The organism is Mycobacterium sp. DHQP2018-32-09 (assembly GCF_058148405.1).
Map to the genome: position 1 here is coordinate 84,312 of NZ_JBYVYK010000015.1, position 18,200 is coordinate 102,511.

At 71.2% G+C, this 18,200-nt stretch carries 17 protein-coding genes and 1 pseudogene; 5 read left to right on the plus strand and 13 right to left on the minus strand.

Going from position 1 to position 18,200, the window contains the following annotated elements:
* Positions 1-19: 19 nt before the first annotated feature.
* The 13 genes from smc to AC30CM_RS09950 all read right to left on the minus strand — a co-directional run bounded on the left by smc (position 20) and on the right by AC30CM_RS09950 (position 14,649).
* Entirely contained in the window at positions 20-3,619 is a 3,600-nt protein-coding gene (gene smc, locus AC30CM_RS09890) for a chromosome segregation protein SMC (RefSeq protein WP_490116673.1), read from the minus strand.
* A gap of 26 nt (positions 3,620-3,645) precedes the next feature.
* A complete protein-coding gene (locus AC30CM_RS09895; protein ID WP_490116674.1) occupies positions 3,646-3,930 on the minus strand; it encodes an acylphosphatase in 285 nt (94 codons plus the stop codon).
* Entirely contained in the window at positions 3,920-4,354 is a 435-nt protein-coding gene (locus AC30CM_RS09900; RefSeq protein ID WP_490116675.1) for an OsmC family protein, read from the minus strand. The genes AC30CM_RS09895 and AC30CM_RS09900 overlap by 11 nt, the downstream gene beginning before the upstream one ends.
* A 23-nt stretch (positions 4,355-4,377) precedes the next feature.
* Entirely contained in the window at positions 4,378-5,238 is an 861-nt protein-coding gene (gene mutM / locus AC30CM_RS09905; RefSeq protein WP_490116676.1) for a bifunctional DNA-formamidopyrimidine glycosylase/DNA-(apurinic or apyrimidinic site) lyase, read from the minus strand.
* Positions 5,231-5,974, minus strand: coding sequence for a ribonuclease III (rnc, locus tag AC30CM_RS09910; RefSeq protein ID WP_490116677.1), 744 nt, complete (start codon positions 5,972-5,974; stop codon positions 5,231-5,233). The genes mutM and rnc overlap by 8 nt, the downstream gene beginning before the upstream one ends.
* Positions 5,971-6,591 (minus strand): YceD family protein, encoded by a 621-nt coding sequence (locus tag AC30CM_RS09915; RefSeq protein ID WP_490116678.1) that lies wholly within the window; start codon positions 6,589-6,591, stop codon positions 5,971-5,973. Before AC30CM_RS09915 ends, rnc begins: the two co-directional genes overlap by 4 nt.
* A 63-nt stretch (positions 6,592-6,654) precedes the next feature.
* Entirely contained in the window at positions 6,655-7,392 is a 738-nt protein-coding gene (sepIVA, locus tag AC30CM_RS09920; RefSeq protein ID WP_490116679.1) for a cell division protein SepIVA, read from the minus strand.
* A gap of 100 nt (positions 7,393-7,492) precedes the next feature.
* Complete coding sequence (gene coaD, locus AC30CM_RS09925; RefSeq protein ID WP_490116680.1) at positions 7,493-7,969, minus strand: pantetheine-phosphate adenylyltransferase; 477 nt, start codon at positions 7,967-7,969, stop codon at positions 7,493-7,495.
* Between the two features lie 10 nt (positions 7,970-7,979).
* Positions 7,980-8,561 carry a 16S rRNA (guanine(966)-N(2))-methyltransferase RsmD gene (gene rsmD / locus AC30CM_RS09930; RefSeq protein ID WP_490116700.1) on the minus strand — a complete coding sequence of 194 codons (582 nt, stop codon included), beginning with the start codon at positions 8,559-8,561 and terminating at the stop codon, positions 7,980-7,982.
* Positions 8,558-11,968: a pyruvate carboxylase gene (locus AC30CM_RS09935; protein WP_490116681.1), complete on the minus strand. Its 3,411-nt coding sequence runs from the start codon at positions 11,966-11,968 to the stop codon at positions 8,558-8,560. Before AC30CM_RS09935 ends, rsmD begins: the two co-directional genes overlap by 4 nt.
* Before the next feature lie 39 nt (positions 11,969-12,007).
* The gene (locus AC30CM_RS09940) at positions 12,008-12,631 is read right to left on the minus strand and encodes a vitamin K epoxide reductase family protein (protein ID WP_490116682.1); all 624 of its coding nucleotides are present in this window, start codon (positions 12,629-12,631) and stop codon (positions 12,008-12,010) included.
* Positions 12,628-13,416: a DsbA family protein gene (locus tag AC30CM_RS09945; RefSeq protein WP_490116683.1), complete on the minus strand. Its 789-nt coding sequence runs from the start codon at positions 13,414-13,416 to the stop codon at positions 12,628-12,630. Before AC30CM_RS09945 ends, AC30CM_RS09940 begins: the two co-directional genes overlap by 4 nt.
* Positions 13,417-13,497: 81 nt before the next feature.
* Positions 13,498-14,649 carry an alpha/beta hydrolase gene (locus AC30CM_RS09950; RefSeq protein ID WP_490116684.1) on the minus strand — a complete coding sequence of 384 codons (1,152 nt, stop codon included), beginning with the start codon at positions 14,647-14,649 and terminating at the stop codon, positions 13,498-13,500.
* Here AC30CM_RS09950 and AC30CM_RS09955 point away from each other — a divergent pair.
* The 5 genes and pseudogenes from AC30CM_RS09955 to AC30CM_RS09975 form a co-directional block, all read left to right on the plus strand.
* A complete protein-coding gene (locus tag AC30CM_RS09955) occupies positions 14,648-15,487 on the plus strand; it encodes an aldo/keto reductase (RefSeq protein WP_490116685.1) in 840 nt (279 codons plus the stop codon). The two genes, AC30CM_RS09950 and AC30CM_RS09955, sit on opposite strands and share 2 nt — an antisense overlap.
* Positions 15,488-15,494: 7 nt before the next feature.
* Entirely contained in the window at positions 15,495-16,334 is an 840-nt protein-coding gene (locus tag AC30CM_RS09960; RefSeq protein ID WP_490116686.1) for an aldo/keto reductase, read from the plus strand.
* 380 nt (positions 16,335-16,714) lie between these two features.
* Positions 16,715-17,470, plus strand: coding sequence for an SDR family oxidoreductase (locus tag AC30CM_RS09965; protein ID WP_490116687.1), 756 nt, complete (start codon positions 16,715-16,717; stop codon positions 17,468-17,470).
* Positions 17,471-17,498: 28 nt separating this feature from the next.
* Positions 17,499-18,050 carry a sigma-70 family RNA polymerase sigma factor gene (locus AC30CM_RS09970; protein WP_490116688.1) on the plus strand — a complete coding sequence of 184 codons (552 nt, stop codon included), beginning with the start codon at positions 17,499-17,501 and terminating at the stop codon, positions 18,048-18,050.
* Positions 18,047-18,200: pseudogene (locus AC30CM_RS09975) on the plus strand (SDR family NAD(P)-dependent oxidoreductase); the annotation flags it as partial. The gene AC30CM_RS09970 and the pseudogene AC30CM_RS09975, both read left to right, overlap by 4 nt.

Consider the following 18,200-nt stretch of genomic DNA (forward strand, 5'->3'; position numbering starts at 1 on the left):
CCGAGACACCCACCGGCGTTCAGCCCGCGGTGCCGACCAGATCCTGACCGCGCATCCGCTGCGAGATCACCTGCGTGATGCCGTCCCCCTGCATGGTGACGCCGTACAGCGCATCGGCGATCTCCATCGTCGGCTTCTGGTGGGTGATCACGATCAGCTGCGAGCGCTCCCGCAGCTGCTCGAACAACCCGATGAGGCGGCGCAGGTTCACGTCGTCGAGCGCGGCCTCGACCTCGTCCATGATGTAGAACGGCGACGGCCGCGCCCGGAAGATCGCCACCAGCATGGCGACGGCGGTCAGCGACTTCTCGCCACCGGAGAGCAGCGAGAGCCGCTTGACCTTCTTGCCCGGAGGCCGCGCCTCCACCTCGATGCCGGTGGTCAGCATGTCGTTGGGGTCGGTCAGCAGCAGCCGGCCCTCGCCGCCCGGGAACAGCGAGGCGAACACCTGGGTGAACTCCCGCTCCACGTCGGCGTAGGCGTCGGTGAACACGCGCAGGATGCGCTCGTCGACGTCGGAGATGACGTCCATGAGGTCCTTGCGCGCGGCCTTGACGTCCTCGAGTTGGGTGGACAGGAAGTTGTAGCGCTCCTCGAGCGCCGCGAACTCCTCGAGCGCCAACGGGTTCACCCGGCCCAGCTCGGTGAGTTCCTTGGCGGCCTTCTTGGCCCGCCGCTCCTGGGTCGGTCGGTCGAAGGGCATCGGCGCGGGCGCGGTGACCTGCTCACCGCGTTCGCGGGCCTGTTCGTACTCGGCCATCTCCAGCTCCGAGGGCGGCAGCGCGACGTGCGGGCCGTACTCCTCGACGAGGTCGGCCACCGCCATGCCGAACTGTTCGAGCACCTGCGCTTCCAACTGCTCGATGCGCAGCGCCGCCTGCGCCTTGGCGACCTCGTCGCGGTGCAGCGCGTCGACGAGGGTCGCCAGCCTGGTCCCCAGGTCGTTGACCTCACCGCGCGCCGTGGCGAGCGCCTCGACGCGCAACGTGCGCTCCTGCGCCAGCTCGTCGCGGGCGCGGGCGGCCACGGTGACCGTCTCGGCCAGCCGCGCGGCCACCAGGCGACCCGAATCCTCCACCGCCGCAGCCACTTTGGAAGCCACCTCGCGTGCCTGCTTGGCCCGCTGAGCGCGCAGCCGGGACTCGCGCTCGGTGGCGGCGGCGCGACGCAGCGAGTCCGCGCGGCCCCGCACGGCGTTCGCCCGCTCCTCGGCGGTCCGGACGGCCAGCCGGGCCTCCACCTCGGCGGCCCGCGCGGCGTCGGCGGCCGCGGTGCTCTCCTGCCGGTCGACGGGTTGCGCCTCGAGCGTGGGTGCCTGCTGGGCGTTGTGCAGCCGGTTCTCGAGATCGGTCAGCTCCTCGACGGTCTTGGCCCGACCGGCCTCGAGTTCGTCACGCTGGCGTACCAGCCGCTGCCACTCCTCGTCGGCGATGCGCGCCTCCTGACCGAGTCGGCCGAGCTGCTCGTAGATCGACGAGATCGCGGCGTCGGACTCGTTGAGCGCGGCCAGCGCCTGTTCGGCGGCGTCGCGGCGGTCCCGCTGCTCGGCCAGGGCCCCGGACAGCGCCGCACCCAGGTCGGCCACCTGGCGCTCGGCCCGCGCGAGTTCGGTCGTGGCCTTGTCGATCTCGGCGGCGATCTCGAGCGTCGACGGCTTGCGGTCCGAACCGCCGGTGATCCACCCCGCGCCCACCACGTCCCCGTCGGTGGTGACGGCCACCAGCCGCGGCAGGCGGGCCACCACCTCGCGGGCGGCTTCCAGGTCACCGACCACCACGACGTGTCCCAGCAACGCCACGAGCGCGCCGCGCAGGCGGTCGGGTGCGGTCACCGCGTCCAATGCCCACGTCGCCCCGGCGGGCAGTCCGCCCACGTCGCCCCGGTGCGCGGCCAGGGCGTCCGGCCAGTCCCCCAGCACGAGGGCCGCGCGGCCGCCGTCGGACTCCTTGAGCGCTGTCACCGCGGCACGTGCGGCGCCGAAGTCGTTGGCCGCCAACGCGTCTGCCGCCGGACCGAGCACCGCGGCGACCGCCACCTCGAAACCGGGGGCCACGCGGACCAGGTCGGCGAGCGCACCGAACAGTCCCGTCGCCCCGTGGTGGTCCTGCAGCCAGGCCGCACCGTCGCGACGATCCAGCGTCACCGTGAGCGCCTCGATGCGGGCCTGCAGCGACGCGACCTGCCGTTCGGCGCCACGCTCGGCGGTCTGCAGCTCCGCGACGCGCTCGTCGGCGAGGCGCAGCGCGGTCACCGTCCGGTCGTGGTGCTCGTCGAGGCCCGCCTCACCGGCGTCGAGTTCGCCGACGCGGCCCTGGACGGTCTCGAACTCCGCCTTGGCGGCGTGGCTCCGGTTGGCGGCCTCCTCGATGCTGACGGTCAGTCGCGCCACGCTCTCGTCGGTGGACTCGACGCGGGTACGCATGGTGTCCACCTGCCCGGACAGCCGGGCCAGCCCCTCGCGACGATCGGCCTCGGCGCGGGTCGCGGCCATGTGGGCGCGTTCCGCCTCGGCGGCCACGCGTTCCCGTTCGGCCAGCTCCTCGCGGGTGGTCTCGAGGCGCAGCCGGCATTCCTCCAGGTCCTCGAGCAGCTCGATCTCGTGGGCCGCGACCTCCTCGGCCTCGGCCTCCAACTCGTCGGGGTCGGGGCCGTGGGTGGTGTCGGCCTCCGCGTCGAGCAGCAACTGCGCCCGGTCTCGGGCGATGCGCACCGTCGCGCTCACGCGCTCGGCCAGCGCGGACAGCCGGAACCACGTCTGCTGGGCGGCCTCGGCGCGGCCGGTCAGTTCGCCGACCGCCGCTTCGTGAGCGGCGAGTTCGGCGGTGGCCTCGTCGAGGCGGGCGGCGACCCGGTCGTGCTCGGTGCGCAGCGCCACCTCGGCCTGAAAGGTGTCGTCGAACTCCGTCTTGCGGGTCACCAGGTCGTCGGCCGCCAACCGCAGGCGGGCGTCGCGCAGGTCGGCCTGGATGGTCTGGGCCCGCCTGGCCACCTCGGCCTGGCGGCCCAGCGGCTTGAGCTGGCGCCGCAGCTCCGTGGTCAGGTCGGTGAGGCGGGCCAGGTTCGCCTGCATCGCGTCGAGCTTGCGCACGGCCTTTTCCCGACGCTTGCGGTGCTTGAGGACGCCCGCGGCCTCCTCGATGAACGCCCGCCGGTCCTCGGGCCGGGATTCCAGGATCTCCGAGAGCTTGCCCTGGCCGACGATGACGTGCATCTCCCGGCCGATGCCCGAGTCGCTCAGCAGTTCCTGGACGTCCATCAGACGGCAGCTGCTGCCGTTGATCTCGTACTCGCCGGCGCCGTCGCGGAACATCCGCCGCGTGATCGACACCTCGGAGTACTCGATGGGCAGCGCGTTGTCGGAGTTGTCGATGGTCAGCGTGACCTCGGCGCGGCCCAGGGGCGCACGCGACGACGTGCCCGCGAAGATGACGTCTTCCATCTTGCCGCCGCGCAGCGTCTTGGCGCCCTGTTCGCCCATCACCCAGGTCAGGGCGTCGACGACGTTGGACTTGCCGGACCCGTTGGGGCCGACGACGCACGTGATGCCCGGCTCGAAGCGCAGAGTCGTCGGCGAGGCGAAGGACTTGAAGCCCTTCAGCGTCAGACTCTTCAGATGCATGGCGAGTCAGCCTACCGCCGGTGGCGTCAGCGCTCGGTGAAGCCGTCCATGGGCTCGCCCGCCGGCGCCCAGTCGGCGACCACCGTCGTCACCTCGCCGGGCGTGGCACCGCCCTGCAGCAGCGCCAACAGGCGCTCGGCCGCCGCGCGGGGACCGCGCGCCACCACCTGGACGCGGCCGTCGGGCTTGTTGGCGGCGTAGCCGCTCAACCCCAGCTCCAAGGCGCGCGAGCGCGTCCACCAGCGAAAGCCCACGCCCTGCACGCGGCCGTGCACCCAGGCCACCAGCCGGACGTCGTCGTCACCCGACATCGTGGCCCGGCGCTGCGGCCGTGTCGACGACGTCGAGCGTCACCTCGGTGCCCTCCTTGAGGGTCCTGCCGACGGTGCACACCTTGTCGATGGAGCGGCCCACGATGGTGAGCAGCTTCGCCCGATCCTGCTCGCCCAGCGCGCTCAAATCGACCTCGAGCCGCTCGTCGAGCCGTGGGTACACCTCGCGCTCACGGTCGGGTGGGCCCGACACGCGGATGGTCACCGCGTAGTCGTCGCCGAGTCTGGTGCGCAGCGGATGGTCGCTGGACATGCCACTGCACGCGGCCAGCGCGATCTTGAGCAGCTCGCCGGGGGTGAAGACACCCTCGACGTCCTCGGAGCCCACCAGCACCTCTGCACCGCGTGAACTCTTGCCGGTGTAGCGGCGCACCCCGGTGCGCTCCACCCACAGTTCGGTCATGCACGTACCTCTCTCGTCGACGATCAGCGCGGCGTCGATGACCGCGGTTTCGGTTGGCAGCGCGGACAATAGAACGACGAGCGGTTCATGAACCTGTCGCGCTGCATCACCGCGCCGCACCGCTTGCACGGCTCCCCCTCGCGCCCGTACGCGTCCAGGGAGCGGTCGAAGTACCCGGACTCGCCGTTGACGTTGACGTACAGCGAGTCGAACGACGTGCCGCCCTGCCCGAGCGCGTCGCGCATCACCTCGGCCGCGTGCGCCAGGATCTCGGCCAGCTTGGGTTTGGTGAGCGCCTCGGCCAGCCGGGCCCCGTTGACCTTCGCCCGCCACAGCGCCTCGTCGGCGTAGATGTTGCCGATGCCCGACACCACGGTCTGGTTCAGCAACTGCCGCTTGATCTCGGAGTGCTTGTGGCGCAACACCTTCACGACGGCATCGCGATCGAATTCCGGGTCGAGCGGGTCCCGCGCGATGTGGGCGACGGGCTCGGGCAACTCGGTGCCGTCGACGGTGAGGAGATCGGCGAGCATCCAGCCGCCGAACGTGCGCTGGTCGACGAAGCTCAGTTCGGTGCCGTCGTCGAGCAGCGCGGCGATGCGCAGGTGCTCGGCCTTGCGGATGGGCCCCAACAGCATCTGGCCGCTCATCCCGAGGTGCACGACGAGGGCCTCCCGGCCGTCGAGGACCAGCCACAGGAACTTGCCACGCCGCCCGGTGGCGACGACGGTGCGGTCCAGGAGGCGCGCGGTCAGATCGCCCGGGCCGGCCTCGTGGCGCCGGACCGCGCGCGGATGGTGCACGCGCACCGCCGTGATGGTCCTGCCGGTGACGTGCGCGTCCAGACCGCGGCGCACCACCTCGACTTCGGGGAGTTCAGGCATCGCGGGACGGCGCTGCCTCCGGCCGGAGCGCCCCGTCCCGGGACGGCTCGGAATCCAGTGCGGTCCACGCCTGGGCGGCGGCCTTGATCTCGGCGTCCTTCTTGGTGGTCCCGACGCCGGTGCCGTACTCCTCGCCGTTGACGATGACGAGTGCGGTGAACACGCGATCGTGGTCGGGCCCGTCGGAGCTGACGACGTAGCGCGGCGCACCGAGCCCCCGCGCGGCGGTCAGCTCCTGCAGGCTCGACTTCCATTCCAGCGCGGCCCCCAACGACGGTGCGGTGTCCAGCAGGTCGCCGAACAGCCGCAGCACCACCTCGCGTGAGGTGTCGAAGCCGTGCCGTGAGTACACCGCGCCGAGCAGTGCCTCGACGCCGTCGGCGAGGATGCTGGCCTTGTCCGCGCCCCCGGTGACCACCTCGCCGCGGCCCAGGAGCAGGTAGGACCCCAACCCGTCTTCGGTGAGCGCACGGCCCACGCCCGCCAGTGCCTGGGTGTTGACGATGCTGTTGCGCAGCTTGGCCAGTTCACCCTCGGGGCTGTCGGGGTGCCGATCGATCAGGATGTCGGCGATCAGCAGGCCCAGCACGGCGTCGCCGAGGAACTCCAGGCGCTCGTTGGTGGGCAGGCCGCCGTTCTCGAACGAGTAGCTGCGATGGGTGAGCGCGATCGTGAGCAGCTCGTCGGGCAGGTCGACGCCCAGGGCGTCTAGGAGCGGTCGACGATCGGCCGTCACGACCCGTCCCCGTCCGACGGCGCCGCGTCGTCGGGCAGCAGGGCGGCCAGTTTGGCCCAACGCGGATCGATGACGTCGTGGTGATGGCCGGGTTCGGCGTCGTCCAGGGACACGCCGCACTCCGGGCACAGGCCGGGGCAGTCGGGCCGGCACAGCGGGGAGAACGGCAGGGCGAGCCCGACGGCGTCGACGATCGGCTGTTCGAGATCGACCGTGTCGGCGTGACCGCTGGACCCGACGTGACCGACCTCGTCGGCCTCGGTGGTGGCCTCGGTGACGCTGTCGGGGTAGGCGAACAGCTCGGTGAGTTCGATGTCGACGTGGCCGGTGACCGGCTTGAGGCAGCGGGCGCACTCGGCAGCCGTGGGAGCCGACACCGTCCCGGTCACCAGCACGCCCTCCGACACCGACTGCAGCGTCAGGTCGAGATCGACCGGAGCGCCCGCTTCGATGGCGACCAGCTCGAGCCCGATGCGCCGAGGCGAGTCGACGGTCTCGTCGATCTGCTGCATGGATCCCGGTCTGCGGCCGAGGCGCGCCACGTCGAGGACGAACACCGACGGCGCGTTGCGGCGCGCCCCGTGCCCCTTGGCCGCTGGTCCCTTCGTCGCTGACATGCCCTAGATCCTACGACCGGACCCCGACGGGTCCCGATGGGTCGCGTCGGCGTCGCCGGCCGGTCAGCGCGAGGCGTAGTCGTGCGTGCCCGCCGCGGTGCGCAACTGGTGGCGCCCCCGGCCCACCGAGCGGATGGTGCCGTTGAGGAAGTCCTCGAACTCGGCCAGCTTGCTGTCGACGTAGATGTCGCACTCGCCGCGGAGGCGGTCGGCCTCGGCGTGCGCGGTGTCGATCAACCGCGTGGCCTCCATCGTGGCGGTCTGCACGATCTCGGTCTGCGACACCAGGCGCTGCTGCTCCTTGATGCCCTCCTGCACGGCCTTCTCGTAGGACAGGTTGCCGTTCTCGATCAGGCGGTCCGCCTCGGACTTGGCCCGACCGGTGCTGGCCTCGTACTCCCGCTTGGCCGTCGCGGCCAGGCGTTCGGCCTCGGCGCGGGCGTCGGCGACCATGCGCTCGGCGTGCTGACGCGCCTCGGCCACCATCCGGTCGGCCTGCCCCTTGGCGTCCGAGAGCAACCGGTCGGCCTCGGCGCGCGAGTGATTGATCAGCGAGTCGGCCTCGACGGTGGCGTTGGCCACCATGTTGTCGGCGTGTTCCTTGGCCTCGCGCAGCATGCTGTCGCGGGCGTCGAGCACGTCCTGGGCGTCGTCGAGTTCGCCTGGGATCGCGTCCTTGATGTCGTCGAGAAGTTCGAGGACGTCACCGCGCGGGACCATGCAACCTGCCGTCATCGGCACGCCGCGGGCTTCCTCCACGATGGCGCCAAGCTCGTCGAGCGCCTCAAATACTCGGTACACGGCAAGGTCCTCCAGGCGTAGTCGTTGGTACCAGTGTGCCTGGTGTTACTCGTGTGACTGGGCTTTTGCGCGCCGGTGTGTCGCGTCGCCGCCTGGCGGGCTAGCCGCCGAGCTTGGCGCGCAGCCGCTCGTTGACGGGGGCGGGCAGCAGGTCGGTCACGTCGCCGCCCAGCGTCGCGACCTCCTTGGCCAGCGACGACGACACGAACGCGTACTGCGGGGCCGTCGCGACGAAGAACGTGTCGACACCGGCGACGTGGCGGTTCATCTGCGCCATCTGCACCTCGTACTCGAAGTCGGCGCCCGTGCGCAGCCCCTTGACGATCGCGGTCAGGCCCCGCGCCTTCACGAAGTCGACCACCAGGCCACTGCCGCTCTCGACGCGCAGGTTCGGCAGATGCGTCGTCGACTCCCGGATCAGCTCGATGCGCTCCTCGGCGGTGAACATGCCCTTCTTGTTGGGATTCACCAGCACCGCCACGACGACCTCGTCGAACTGGGCGCAGGCCCGCTCGAACACGTCGACGTGACCGAGGGTCACGGGGTCGAAGGATCCCGAACACACCGCGCCGCTCATGCGGGGCACGCTACGCGATGGGCTCGGACTCGCCGAACTCCACACGGGTGTCGCCGTAGGTGCGCGGTTTCCACCCCGTCCACCCCCGGGGCCAGTCGAGCGGCGGCGCCGACGCCGGGCGTTCGACCACGGCGATGGTCCCGTCCCCCGCCCAGCCTGCGCCCGCCAGCGCGGCCACCACGTCGACCACCTCGGCGGTGGACACCTCGTAGGGCGGATCGGCGAACACCAGGTCCGCGGCCGCCGGCGCGGGCGCACTCACGATGGAACGCACCGTGGCACAACGAATGTCGACGCCGATCGCGCCCAGGTCCGCGGCGTTGCGCGCGATCACGTCCGCGGCCCGCCGGTCGGCCTCGACGAACGTCGCCGCGGCCGCACCGCGCGAGACGGCCTCCAGCCCCAACGCACCCGAACCGGCATACAGGTCCAGCACGCGGATGCCCTCGAAGTCCAGGCGCGCCGCCAGCACGTTGAACACCGACTCGCGCACCCGGTCGGTGGTCGGCCTGGTCCCGGTGCCGCCGCGAGATCTGCCCTGCGGCACCGTGATTCGTCGGCCGCCGTGCCTGCCGCCGATGATGCGGGTCAGTCCGAGCCTCCCGAACCGGTGGCGGCGGAACCGATCACGACCAGCAGGTCGCCACCCTCGACCTGGGCCGTCTCGGCGACGGCGACACGAGTGACGGTGCCCGCCTTGGGCGTCGTGATCGCGGCCTCCATCTTCATGGCCTCGATGGTGGCAACGGTCTGACCGGCCTCGACGCGGTCCCCCTCGGCGACCCCGACCGTGACCACGCCGGCGAACGGCGCCGCGACGTGGTCGGCGTTGCCCTTGTCGGCCTTCTCGGCCAACGGCACGTCGCTGGCCACCGACTGGTCGCGTACCAGCACGGGACGCAGCTGGCCGTTGATGATGCACATCACGGTGCGCATGCCGCGCTCGTCGGGATCGGAGATGGCCTCCAGCCCCACGATGAGGTCGACGCCCTTCTCGATCTGGATGCGGTGCTCGTCGCCGTGACGCAGACCGTAGAAGAACTGATTGGCGCTCAGCCGCGACGTGTCGCCGTATTCCTCGCGGTGCGCCTCGAACTCCTTGGTGGGCCCCGGGAACAGCAGCCGGTTCAGCGTCGCCTGCCGCGCCACCCCCGGCTCGGCGAGCGCCGCCTCGTCCGCGGCGGCCAGCGCCACCTCCGGCTTGGGCTCGGCCCGGCCCTGCAAAGCCTTGGTGCGCAACGGTTCCGGCCACCCGCCTGGCGGATCGCCCAGCTCGCCACGCAGGAACCCGATCACGCTGTCGGGGATGTCGTAGCGGGCCGGGTCGGCGGCGAACTCCTCGGCCGAGACGCCGGCCCCGACCAGCGCCAAGGCCAGGTCACCCACGACCTTGCTCGACGGCGTCACCTTCACCAGTCGGCCCAGGATCGCGTCGGCGCCGGCGTAGGCGGACTCGATGGCCTCGAAGTGACCTCCCAGCCCCAGGGCGATGGCCTGCTGGCGCAGGTTGCTCAGCTGCCCGCCCGGGATCTCGTGGGTGTACACCCGCCCCGTCGGGGCGGGTAGGCCCGACTCGAACGGCTCGTACACCCGCCGCAGCGCCTCCCAGTAGGGCTCCAGCTCACACACCGCCGCCAAGTCCAGCCCGGTGTCGACCTTGGTGTGCGCCGCGGCCGCCACGATCGAGGACAGCGCGGGCTGGCTGGTGGTGCCCGCCAGCGGCGCCGCCGCCCCGTCGACCGCACTGGCCCCGGCCTGCCAGGCCGCCAGGTAGGTCGCCAGCTGGCCGCCGGGGGTGTCGTGGGTGTGCACGTGGACCGGCAGGTCGAACCGCTGCCGCAAGGCGCCCACCAGGGTGGCGGCCGCCGGTGCCCGCAGCAGACCGGCCATGTCCTTGATCGCCAGCACGTGCGCGCCCGCCTCGACGATCTGCTCGGCCAGCCGCAGCCAGTAGTCCAGCGTGTACAGCGTCTCGTTCGGGTTCGACAGGTCGCCGGTGTAGGACATCGCCACCTCGGCCACCGCCGTGCCGGTCTGGCGCACCGCGTCGATGGCGGGGCGCATCGAGTCGACGTTGTTGAGCGCGTCGAAGATCCGGAACACGTCCACCCCGGTGCGGGTGGCCTCGTCGACGAACGCGTGCGTCACCGTCTCCGGGTAGGGGGTGTAGCCGACGGTGTTGCGTCCGCGCAGCAACATCTGCAGGCAGATGTTGGGGATGGCCTCCCGCAGTGCCGCCAGGCGCTCCCACGGGTCTTCCTTCAGGAACCGCCGCGCCACGTCATAGGTGGCGCCGCCCCAGCATTCGATCGACAGCAGCTGCGGTGTCATGCGCGCGACGTACGGTGCCACCAGCAGCAGGCCCGACGAGCGCACCCGCGTGGCCAGCAGCGACTGATGGGCGTCGCGGAACGTCGTGTCGGTGACCCCGACGGCGTCGGAGTCACGCAGCCACGCCGCGAATCCCTCGGGTCCCAGCTGCTCGAGGCGCTGTTTGGAGCCGGCGGGCGGCGCCGTCGTCAGGTCCAGCTCCGGCAGCTTGTCCTGCGGATACACCCGCTCGCGGTCGCGGTAGGGCGAGTTCACCGTCACCTCGGCCAGGAACTTCAGCATCTTGGTGCCGCGGTCGGCCGGGGTGTGCGCGGTGAGCAGGTGCGGGCGGTCGTCGATGAACGACGTCGTCACGCGTCCCTGACGGAAGTCCGGGTCCTCCAGCACCGCCTGCAGGAACGGGATGTTCGTCGACACCCCGCGGATGCGGAACTCGGCCAGCGCTCGCTTGGCGCGCGCCGCCGCGACGCCGAAGTCGCGTCCGCGGCACGTCAACTTCACCAGCATCGAGTCGAAGTGCGCCGAGATCTCGGCACCGAGGTTCGTGCCGCCGTCGAGACGGATGCCCGCGCCGCCGGGCGAGCGGTATCCGGTGATGCGGCCGGTGTCCGGGCGGAAGCCGTTGGCCGGGTCCTCGGTGGTGATGCGGCACTGCATGGCCGCGCCGCGGATCCGCACGGTGTCCTGGCTCAGCCCGAGATCGGCCAGCGTCTCCCCCGCGGCGATCCGCAGCTGCGAGGACACCAGGTCCACGTCGGTGATCTCCTCGGTCACCGTGTGCTCGACCTGGATGCGCGGGTTGCACTCGATGAAGACGTGGTGGCCGCGCTCGTCGAGCAGGAACTCGACGGTGCCCGCGCAGAAGTAGCCGATCTGGCGGGCGTAGGCCACCGCGTCGGCGCAGATCCGCTGCCGCAGTTCCTCGTCGAGGTTGGGCGCGGGTGCCAGCTCGATCACCTTCTGGTGGCGGCGCTGCACCGAGCAGTCGCGCTCGAACAGATGCATCACCTCACCGGTGCCGTCGGCGAGGATCTGCACCTCGATGTGGCGCGGGTTGATGACGGCCTGCTCCAGGTAGACCATCGGATCGCCGAACGCGGACTCGGCCTCGCGGCTGGCGGCTTCGACGGCCTCGGGCAGCGCATCGCGATCGGCGACGCGGCGCATGCCCCGCCCGCCGCCGCCGGACACGGCCTTGACGAAGATCGGGAACTCCATCTCGGCGGCCGCGGCCACCAGCTCGTCGACCGAGGCCGACGGGGCCGCCGAGGCCAGCACCGGCAACCCGGCGTCGCGGGCGGCGGCGACGGCACGCGCCTTGTTGCCCGTGAGTTCCAGCACGTCGGCGCCAGGGCCCACGAACGTGATCCCGGCCTCGACGCAGGCCCGTGCCAGGTCCGGATTCTCCGAGAGGAAGCCGTATCCCGGGTACACCGCGTCGGCACCCGCGAGGCGCGCCACACGGATGATCTCGTCGACCGACAGGTAGGCGCGCACCGGGTGGCCCTCGGTGCCGATCTGGTAGGACTCGTCGGCCTTCAGCCGGTGCGGCGAGTTGCGGTCCTCGAAGGCGTACACCGCCACCGTGCCGATGCCCATCTCGTAGGCGGCACGGAATGCGCGGATCGCGATCTCACCGCGATTGGCCACCAGCAGCTTCGAAATCACGGGCTACCCTAACCCGCCTCCCGGTCTGCACCGAACCGATCAGAGAAGCGTGGACCAGTAGTTCCAGAAGCGGATCAGGATCAGACACACCAGCGCGGTGAACCACAGCGCCACCAGCGACCACCGCCACTGGTACAGCACGCGCGCCACGGGGTTGCCCGCCAGGGGGCGCAGCGCGATCGAGGCGACCACGACGAACAGCGGGACGGTCACCGACCACACCACCATGCAGTACGGGCACAGGGCGCCGATGCGGTACAGGCTCTCGAAGATCAGCCAGTGCACGAACACCACGCCCAGCAGCGTGCCGCCCGTCAGGCCGTACCAGTACCACTGCGGCAGGCGGACGTTCGCGAGCGCCAGCACGCCCGTCACGACCACCACGGCGAACGCGGCGATGCCGATGAGCGGGTTCGGGAAGCCGAACAGCGAGGCCTGCGGAGTGACCATCACCGAGCCGCACGACAGCACCGGGTTGATGCTGCACGACGGCACGTAGGCCGGGTTGATCAGGATTTCGATCTTCTCGACGGTCAGCGTGAACGCGGCGGCGAAGCCGACGACGCCGGCGACCAGGATCCAGACGGCGCTGGACCGTCGCACCCGGACGCCCCCGGGGGCGTCCGAGTCCCGGGCCGTGGAGGCGGCGTCGGTCACCGTCATGGCGCGGCCGGTGCCTGTCCCGGAGCCGGCTGGGCGGGCGGCGCGGCGGTCACCGGGATGTCGCCGACGATCTCCTTCACCTTGGCGACCAGGGCGTCGGGCGTCGAGTACTGGTAGTCCTCACCGTTGATGCGGACGGTCGGGGTGGCCCGGATGTTCGCCGCCGACGCGAGGCCGCCGACCATGTCCATGTACTTGCCGGAGTTGACGCACTCGGGGACGGAGCCGGCGGCGCCTGCCTGGCGGGCGGTCTCGATGAGCTGTTCGTTGGTGGGGAACGACGTGCCGACCTCGCTGGGCTGCTGGGCGTACAGCGCGGCGTGGAAGCGCTGGAACGCCTGCTTGTCCGGCGTCTTGTCCTCGTCGGCCACGCAATAGGCGGCCGCCGAGGCGCGAGAGGAGTAGTTGTCGTTCTGCGGCCGGTCCAGGATGGCGACCATGGTGTAGTCGACGGCGATGGCGCCGCTGTCGACGAGGTTCTTGATGGTGGGCCCGAACGTCTGCTCGAAACGGCCGCACACCGGGCACAGGAAGTCCTCGTAGGTGCCCAGGACCACCTTGGGCTCGGTGGTGCCCTCCTTGGTGATGACGTTGCTGGTCTCCACGCGGATGGCCCTGGCCTCGCCGGCGCCCGGCTTGTCCTTCTTGTTGAGCACGATCGTGAGCACCAGCGCGACGGCGAAGATCACCACGACCGCGGTGAGACCGATCTGGATCAGCAGGTTGCGCCTGCGATCGGCGGCCTTGAGGTCGTAGCTGGCGGTCTTCTTGGGTTTGTTGGCCACGGTCACAGGGTACTAGCGGCCTCCACGGCGGCCACCGAGACGGCCGGAGAGGCGCCGGTGGTCACCGTGCGGCCACCGTGATCAGCACCGGGTGAGGTGCGCCTGCAACGCCGAGATGGCGTCGGCCATCGCCGTCACCGCGCCGCCGCCCAGCGGCACGAAGTTGGCGAAGCCGTGGATCATCGGCCCGTAGCAGCGGTAGTCGACGGCGACCCCGGCCACGCTCAGCGCCCGTGCGTACGCCTCGCCTTCGTCGCGCAGCGGGTCGAAGCCCGCGGTGAGGACGAGCGCGGGCGGCAGCCCCGTCAGGTCGTCCGCGAGCAGCGGCGACACGGCGGGGTCGGCGGGGTCGGTGAGATCGCCGGACAGGTAGGTGTCCTGGAACCAGTCCATGTGCCGCTTGGTCAGGAAGAAACCCTCGGAGAACAGCGTCTTGGACCGCGTCTCCCCGGCGAAGTTCGTCGCCGGGTAGATCAGGAACTGCAGGGCCGGTGCGGGCACGTCGGCCTCGGCGCGGACCCGCTGGCACACCACGGCGGCCAGGTTTCCGCCTGCGCTGTCGCCGCCGACCGCGATGCGACGGGGGTCGGCGCCCAGGTCGTCGGCGTGTGCCACCGCCCACCGGTAGGCCGCCAGGCAGTCCTGCGCCGCGGCGGGCGCAGGGTCCTCGGGAGCCAGCCGGTAGTCCACGGACAGCACGTGCATGCCCGCATCGCGACAGATGAGGCGACAGAGCCCGTCGTGCGTGTCGAGGTCGCCCACCACGAAGCCGCCGCCGTGGAAGAACACCAGCAGCGGCGGATGCCCGTCGGCGGCGTTCACCGGGGTGTAGTGCCGCGCACGCAGCGCGCCCGCGGGTCCCGGGACGTCGACCTCGCGTACGCCGACGGCGACCTCCACGTCGATGATCGCGCTGAGCGTGCGCAGCTGCCGACGGGCGACGGTGACGTCGTCGCTGGCGAGCAGCCCGTTGACGCCGGCCGTCCGCTGCGCGGCCAGGACGAACTGCAGCGTGGTGTCGAGGGTGTTGCCGTCGACGGTCACCGTCCGGCGGCCCAGGAGCACGCGTTTGACCGGATCCGGCACGTGCGCGACGGCGGGCATGGTGACGCGGCTGAGGGTGTTGAGCAGGGCCAACCGGGCCGCACTCGGCCTGCCCACGCCGGGATCGACGACCCTGGTGCCACCTACGGCGGTGTCGCGTACGGCGCTGGCGGGCATGCTGGTGGGCATGGTCACTTCTCCGGCTCCCTCGATCACGCTGAACGACGGTAATTCGATTCCCGCCATTGGGTTGGGAGTTTGGCAGACCCCCGCCGAGGACACCGAGCGGGCGGTGTCCGCCGCGCTGCAGGCGGGCTACCGCCACGTCGACACCGCGGCCGCCTACGGCAACGAGGCGGAGGTGGGCCGGGCGGTGCGGGACTCGGGCATCCCGCGTGACGACGTGTTCGTGGTCACGAAGCTGTGGAACGCCGACCAGGGGTTCGACTCGACGCTGCGCGCGTTCGACACCAGCATGGCCAAGCTGGGCCTCGACCGCCTCGACCTGTATCTGGTGCACTGGCCCATGCCGGAGGTCGACCAGTTCGTCGACACGTTCCGCGCGTTCGCACGGCTGCGCGAGGAGGGCCGGGTCACGTCGATCGGGGTCAGCAACTTCGAGCCCGAGCACCTGCGCACCGTCGTGGACGCCACGGGCATCACGCCCGCGGTCAACCAGGTCGAGCTCCACCCCCTGCTGCCGCAGCGCGAGCTGCGCGAGGTGCACGCATCCCTCGGCGTGGCAACCGAGGCGTGGAGCCCGCTGGGCCAGGGGTCGCTGCTGACGCACCCCACGCTGGAGGCCATCGCCGGAGCACACCGCAAAACGCCTGCGCAGGTGTTGATTAGGTGGCACGTCCAGCTCGGTAATATCGTCATCCCGAAATCGGTGAACCCAGAACGGATCAAAGCCAACGTCGACGTGTTCGACTTCGAGCTGACCGAGCAGGACATGGCCTCGGTCGCCGGGCTCGAAGATGGCACCCGGATGGGCCCCGATCCACGAACGTTCAACTTCAGAGGGTAGGTAGAACATGACGTCGGCCGCAGCAGTCCCCAACGTGAGCCTCAACGACGGCAACACGATCCCGGCGCTCGGCATCGGGACCGGCGAGCTGTCCGAGGCCGAGGCCGAGCACGCCGTCGCCGCGGCGCTGCAGGCAGGCATCCGGCTCATCGACACGGCGGCCGCATACGGCAACGAGGCCGCCGTCGGCCGGGCCGTCGCGGCCTCGGGCGTGCCGCGGGCCGAGATCTTCGTGACCACCAAGCTGGCCACCGCCGACCAGGGCTACCAGGCCGGTCAGGACGCGCTCGCCGCGAGCCTCGAGCGGCTGGGCATGGACTACGTGGACCTCTATCTCGTCCATTGGCCTGCAGGCAATCCCAGCAAGTACGTCGACAGCTTCGGCGGCATGATGAAGCAGACGGAGCTGGGCAACGCGAAGTCGGTGGGCGTCGCCAACTTCACGCCCGACGACCTGCAGAACATCCTCGATCTGACGTTCTTCACCCCCGCGGTGAACCAGATCGAGCTGCACCCCCTGCTGAACCAGGCGGCGCTGCGCGCCGTGAACGCCGGACACGGCATCGTCACGCAGGCCTACGGTCCGCTGGGCGTCGGCAAACTGCTCGACAACCCGACGGTGGTCGAGATCGCCAACGCGTACGGCAAGACGCCCGCACAGGTCCTCATCCGGTGGAACGTCCAGCTCGGCAACTCGGTGGTGTACCGCTCGGCCAAGGCCGAACGGATCGTGGAGAACTTCGACGTCTTCGACTTCGAGCTGACCGGCGACCACATGGACGCGCTGAGCGGGCTCGACGACGGCACCCGGTTCCGCCCCGACCCGGAGACCTACAGCGGGAGCTGACCCCGCCGCTTCCGCTGCGCGACACCCGACCGCGCGAGGCCACGCCAACGGCGAGATCGGCCTCGCGCCGTTCCCTAGTGCCCACGCCCTGGTGCCCACACCCTGGCGCCCACACCTTGGCGCCTGCACCCTGGCGCCCACACCCTGGCGCCTGCGCACCTTGGCGCCACGCCCGGCGTCAGCTCGCGACCGCAGGTGCGTCAGCGCTCCCTCTGATCGAATCCTTCTGATCGACGTCCAACCCCGGGCCCAGTCGACCCCGGGACTCGCCGACCACGCACCGACCACGGGGTTTCCGGGGTCCGCCACGGTCGCCGCGGCAGCAGGCTGAAACCAACGGTCCGCACGGGCCGCGGCCGGCATCGGGCGAGAGGAACAGCATGAGGATCGTCGTCATCGGGGGCACGGGGCTGATCGGCTCGAAGGTCGTCGACCTGCTCACCAGCGAGGGGCACCAGGCGGTGGCCGCCTCACCCGGCACGGGTGTCGACACCGTGACCGGCGCAGGCGTGGCAGAGGCGTTCGCCGGTGCCCGCGTCGTCGTCGACGTCTCGAACTCGCCGTCGTTCGACGATGGCCCGGCCATGGACTTCTTCACCGCCGCCACCGGCCACGTCCTGTCCGCCGCGGCCGCTGCCGGCGTGGCACACGTCGTCGCGCTGTCGGTGGTCGGCACCGACCGGCTGCAGGCCAGCGGTTACTTCCGGGCCAAGGCGGCGCAGGAACGGTTGATCGCCGAATCCGGGCTGCCGTACACGATCGTGCATGCCACGCAGTTCTTCGAGTTCGTGGGGCCGATCGCCGACGTCTCCACCGACGGCGACACGGTGCGGTTGCCGTCGGCGCTGTGCCAACCGATCGCCTCGGCCGACGTCGCGACCGCCGTCGCCCGCGCCGCGGTCGGCGACCCCGCCAACGGCATCCGAGAGGTCGCGGGCCCGCAGGCCTACCCCCTCGACGAGCTGGCGCGCGCCGAACTGCGTGCGCGCGGCGATGCGCGCACGGTGCTCACCGATGCCGCGGCACCGTACTTCGGGGTGGCCGTCGAGCAGGACACGCTGATCCCCGGCCCCGACGCGACGGTGTTCGGCACCCGCTACCCGGACTGGCTCGACCAGCATGCCGCCGTCCGCTGATCCGCGACCAACATCCCGAGGAGCATCGATGACCGCCATCAGCGCCGAATCGGACGCCGAACGCTTCGCCAGGCAGACCGCACCGCTGTGCGAAGCCCTGCGGCGACGTGCCAGACGGCTGACCGTGAATCCCGCAGACGCCGACGACCTGGTGCAGGACACCCTGCTGCACGCCTATCGCGGTTTCGGCTCGTTCGAGGACGGGACGAACCTCAAGGCCTGGTTGTTCCGCATTCTCCACAACCGTTGGGTCAGCGCCTACCGCCAGGCGCAGAGCCGGCCGACGCTGGTCGCGCTGGAGGCGGCGGGGGACGTGGCCGACGATCGGTCCGCCGAGGCCGAAGTGCTCGCCGACATGCCAGACGGCGACGTGGGCGCTGCGCTGGGCTCCCTGCCCGACGGGGTGCGGTCGGTGGTCTTCTACACCGCCGTGGAGGGATACACCTACGCCGAAACGGCTGCGCTGCTGGACATTCCGATCGGGACGGTGATGTCACGCGTGTCGCGCGGCAAGCAGCGGCTGCGCGTCGCGCTGGCCCATCGCGACCACGGGTGCCCGACCGAGGCGTTGACGGCATGACCGCCGAATTGGCAGGCCTGCGGGCGCGCTCGTCACCGGCGGCACGGCAGGCATCGGCCGCGCGTGCGCCGAATTGTTCGCCGCGCGTGGTGCGTCCGTGGCCATCGTCGGCCGCGATGCGGCGCGGGGTGCGGCGGTGGCCGCCGCAGC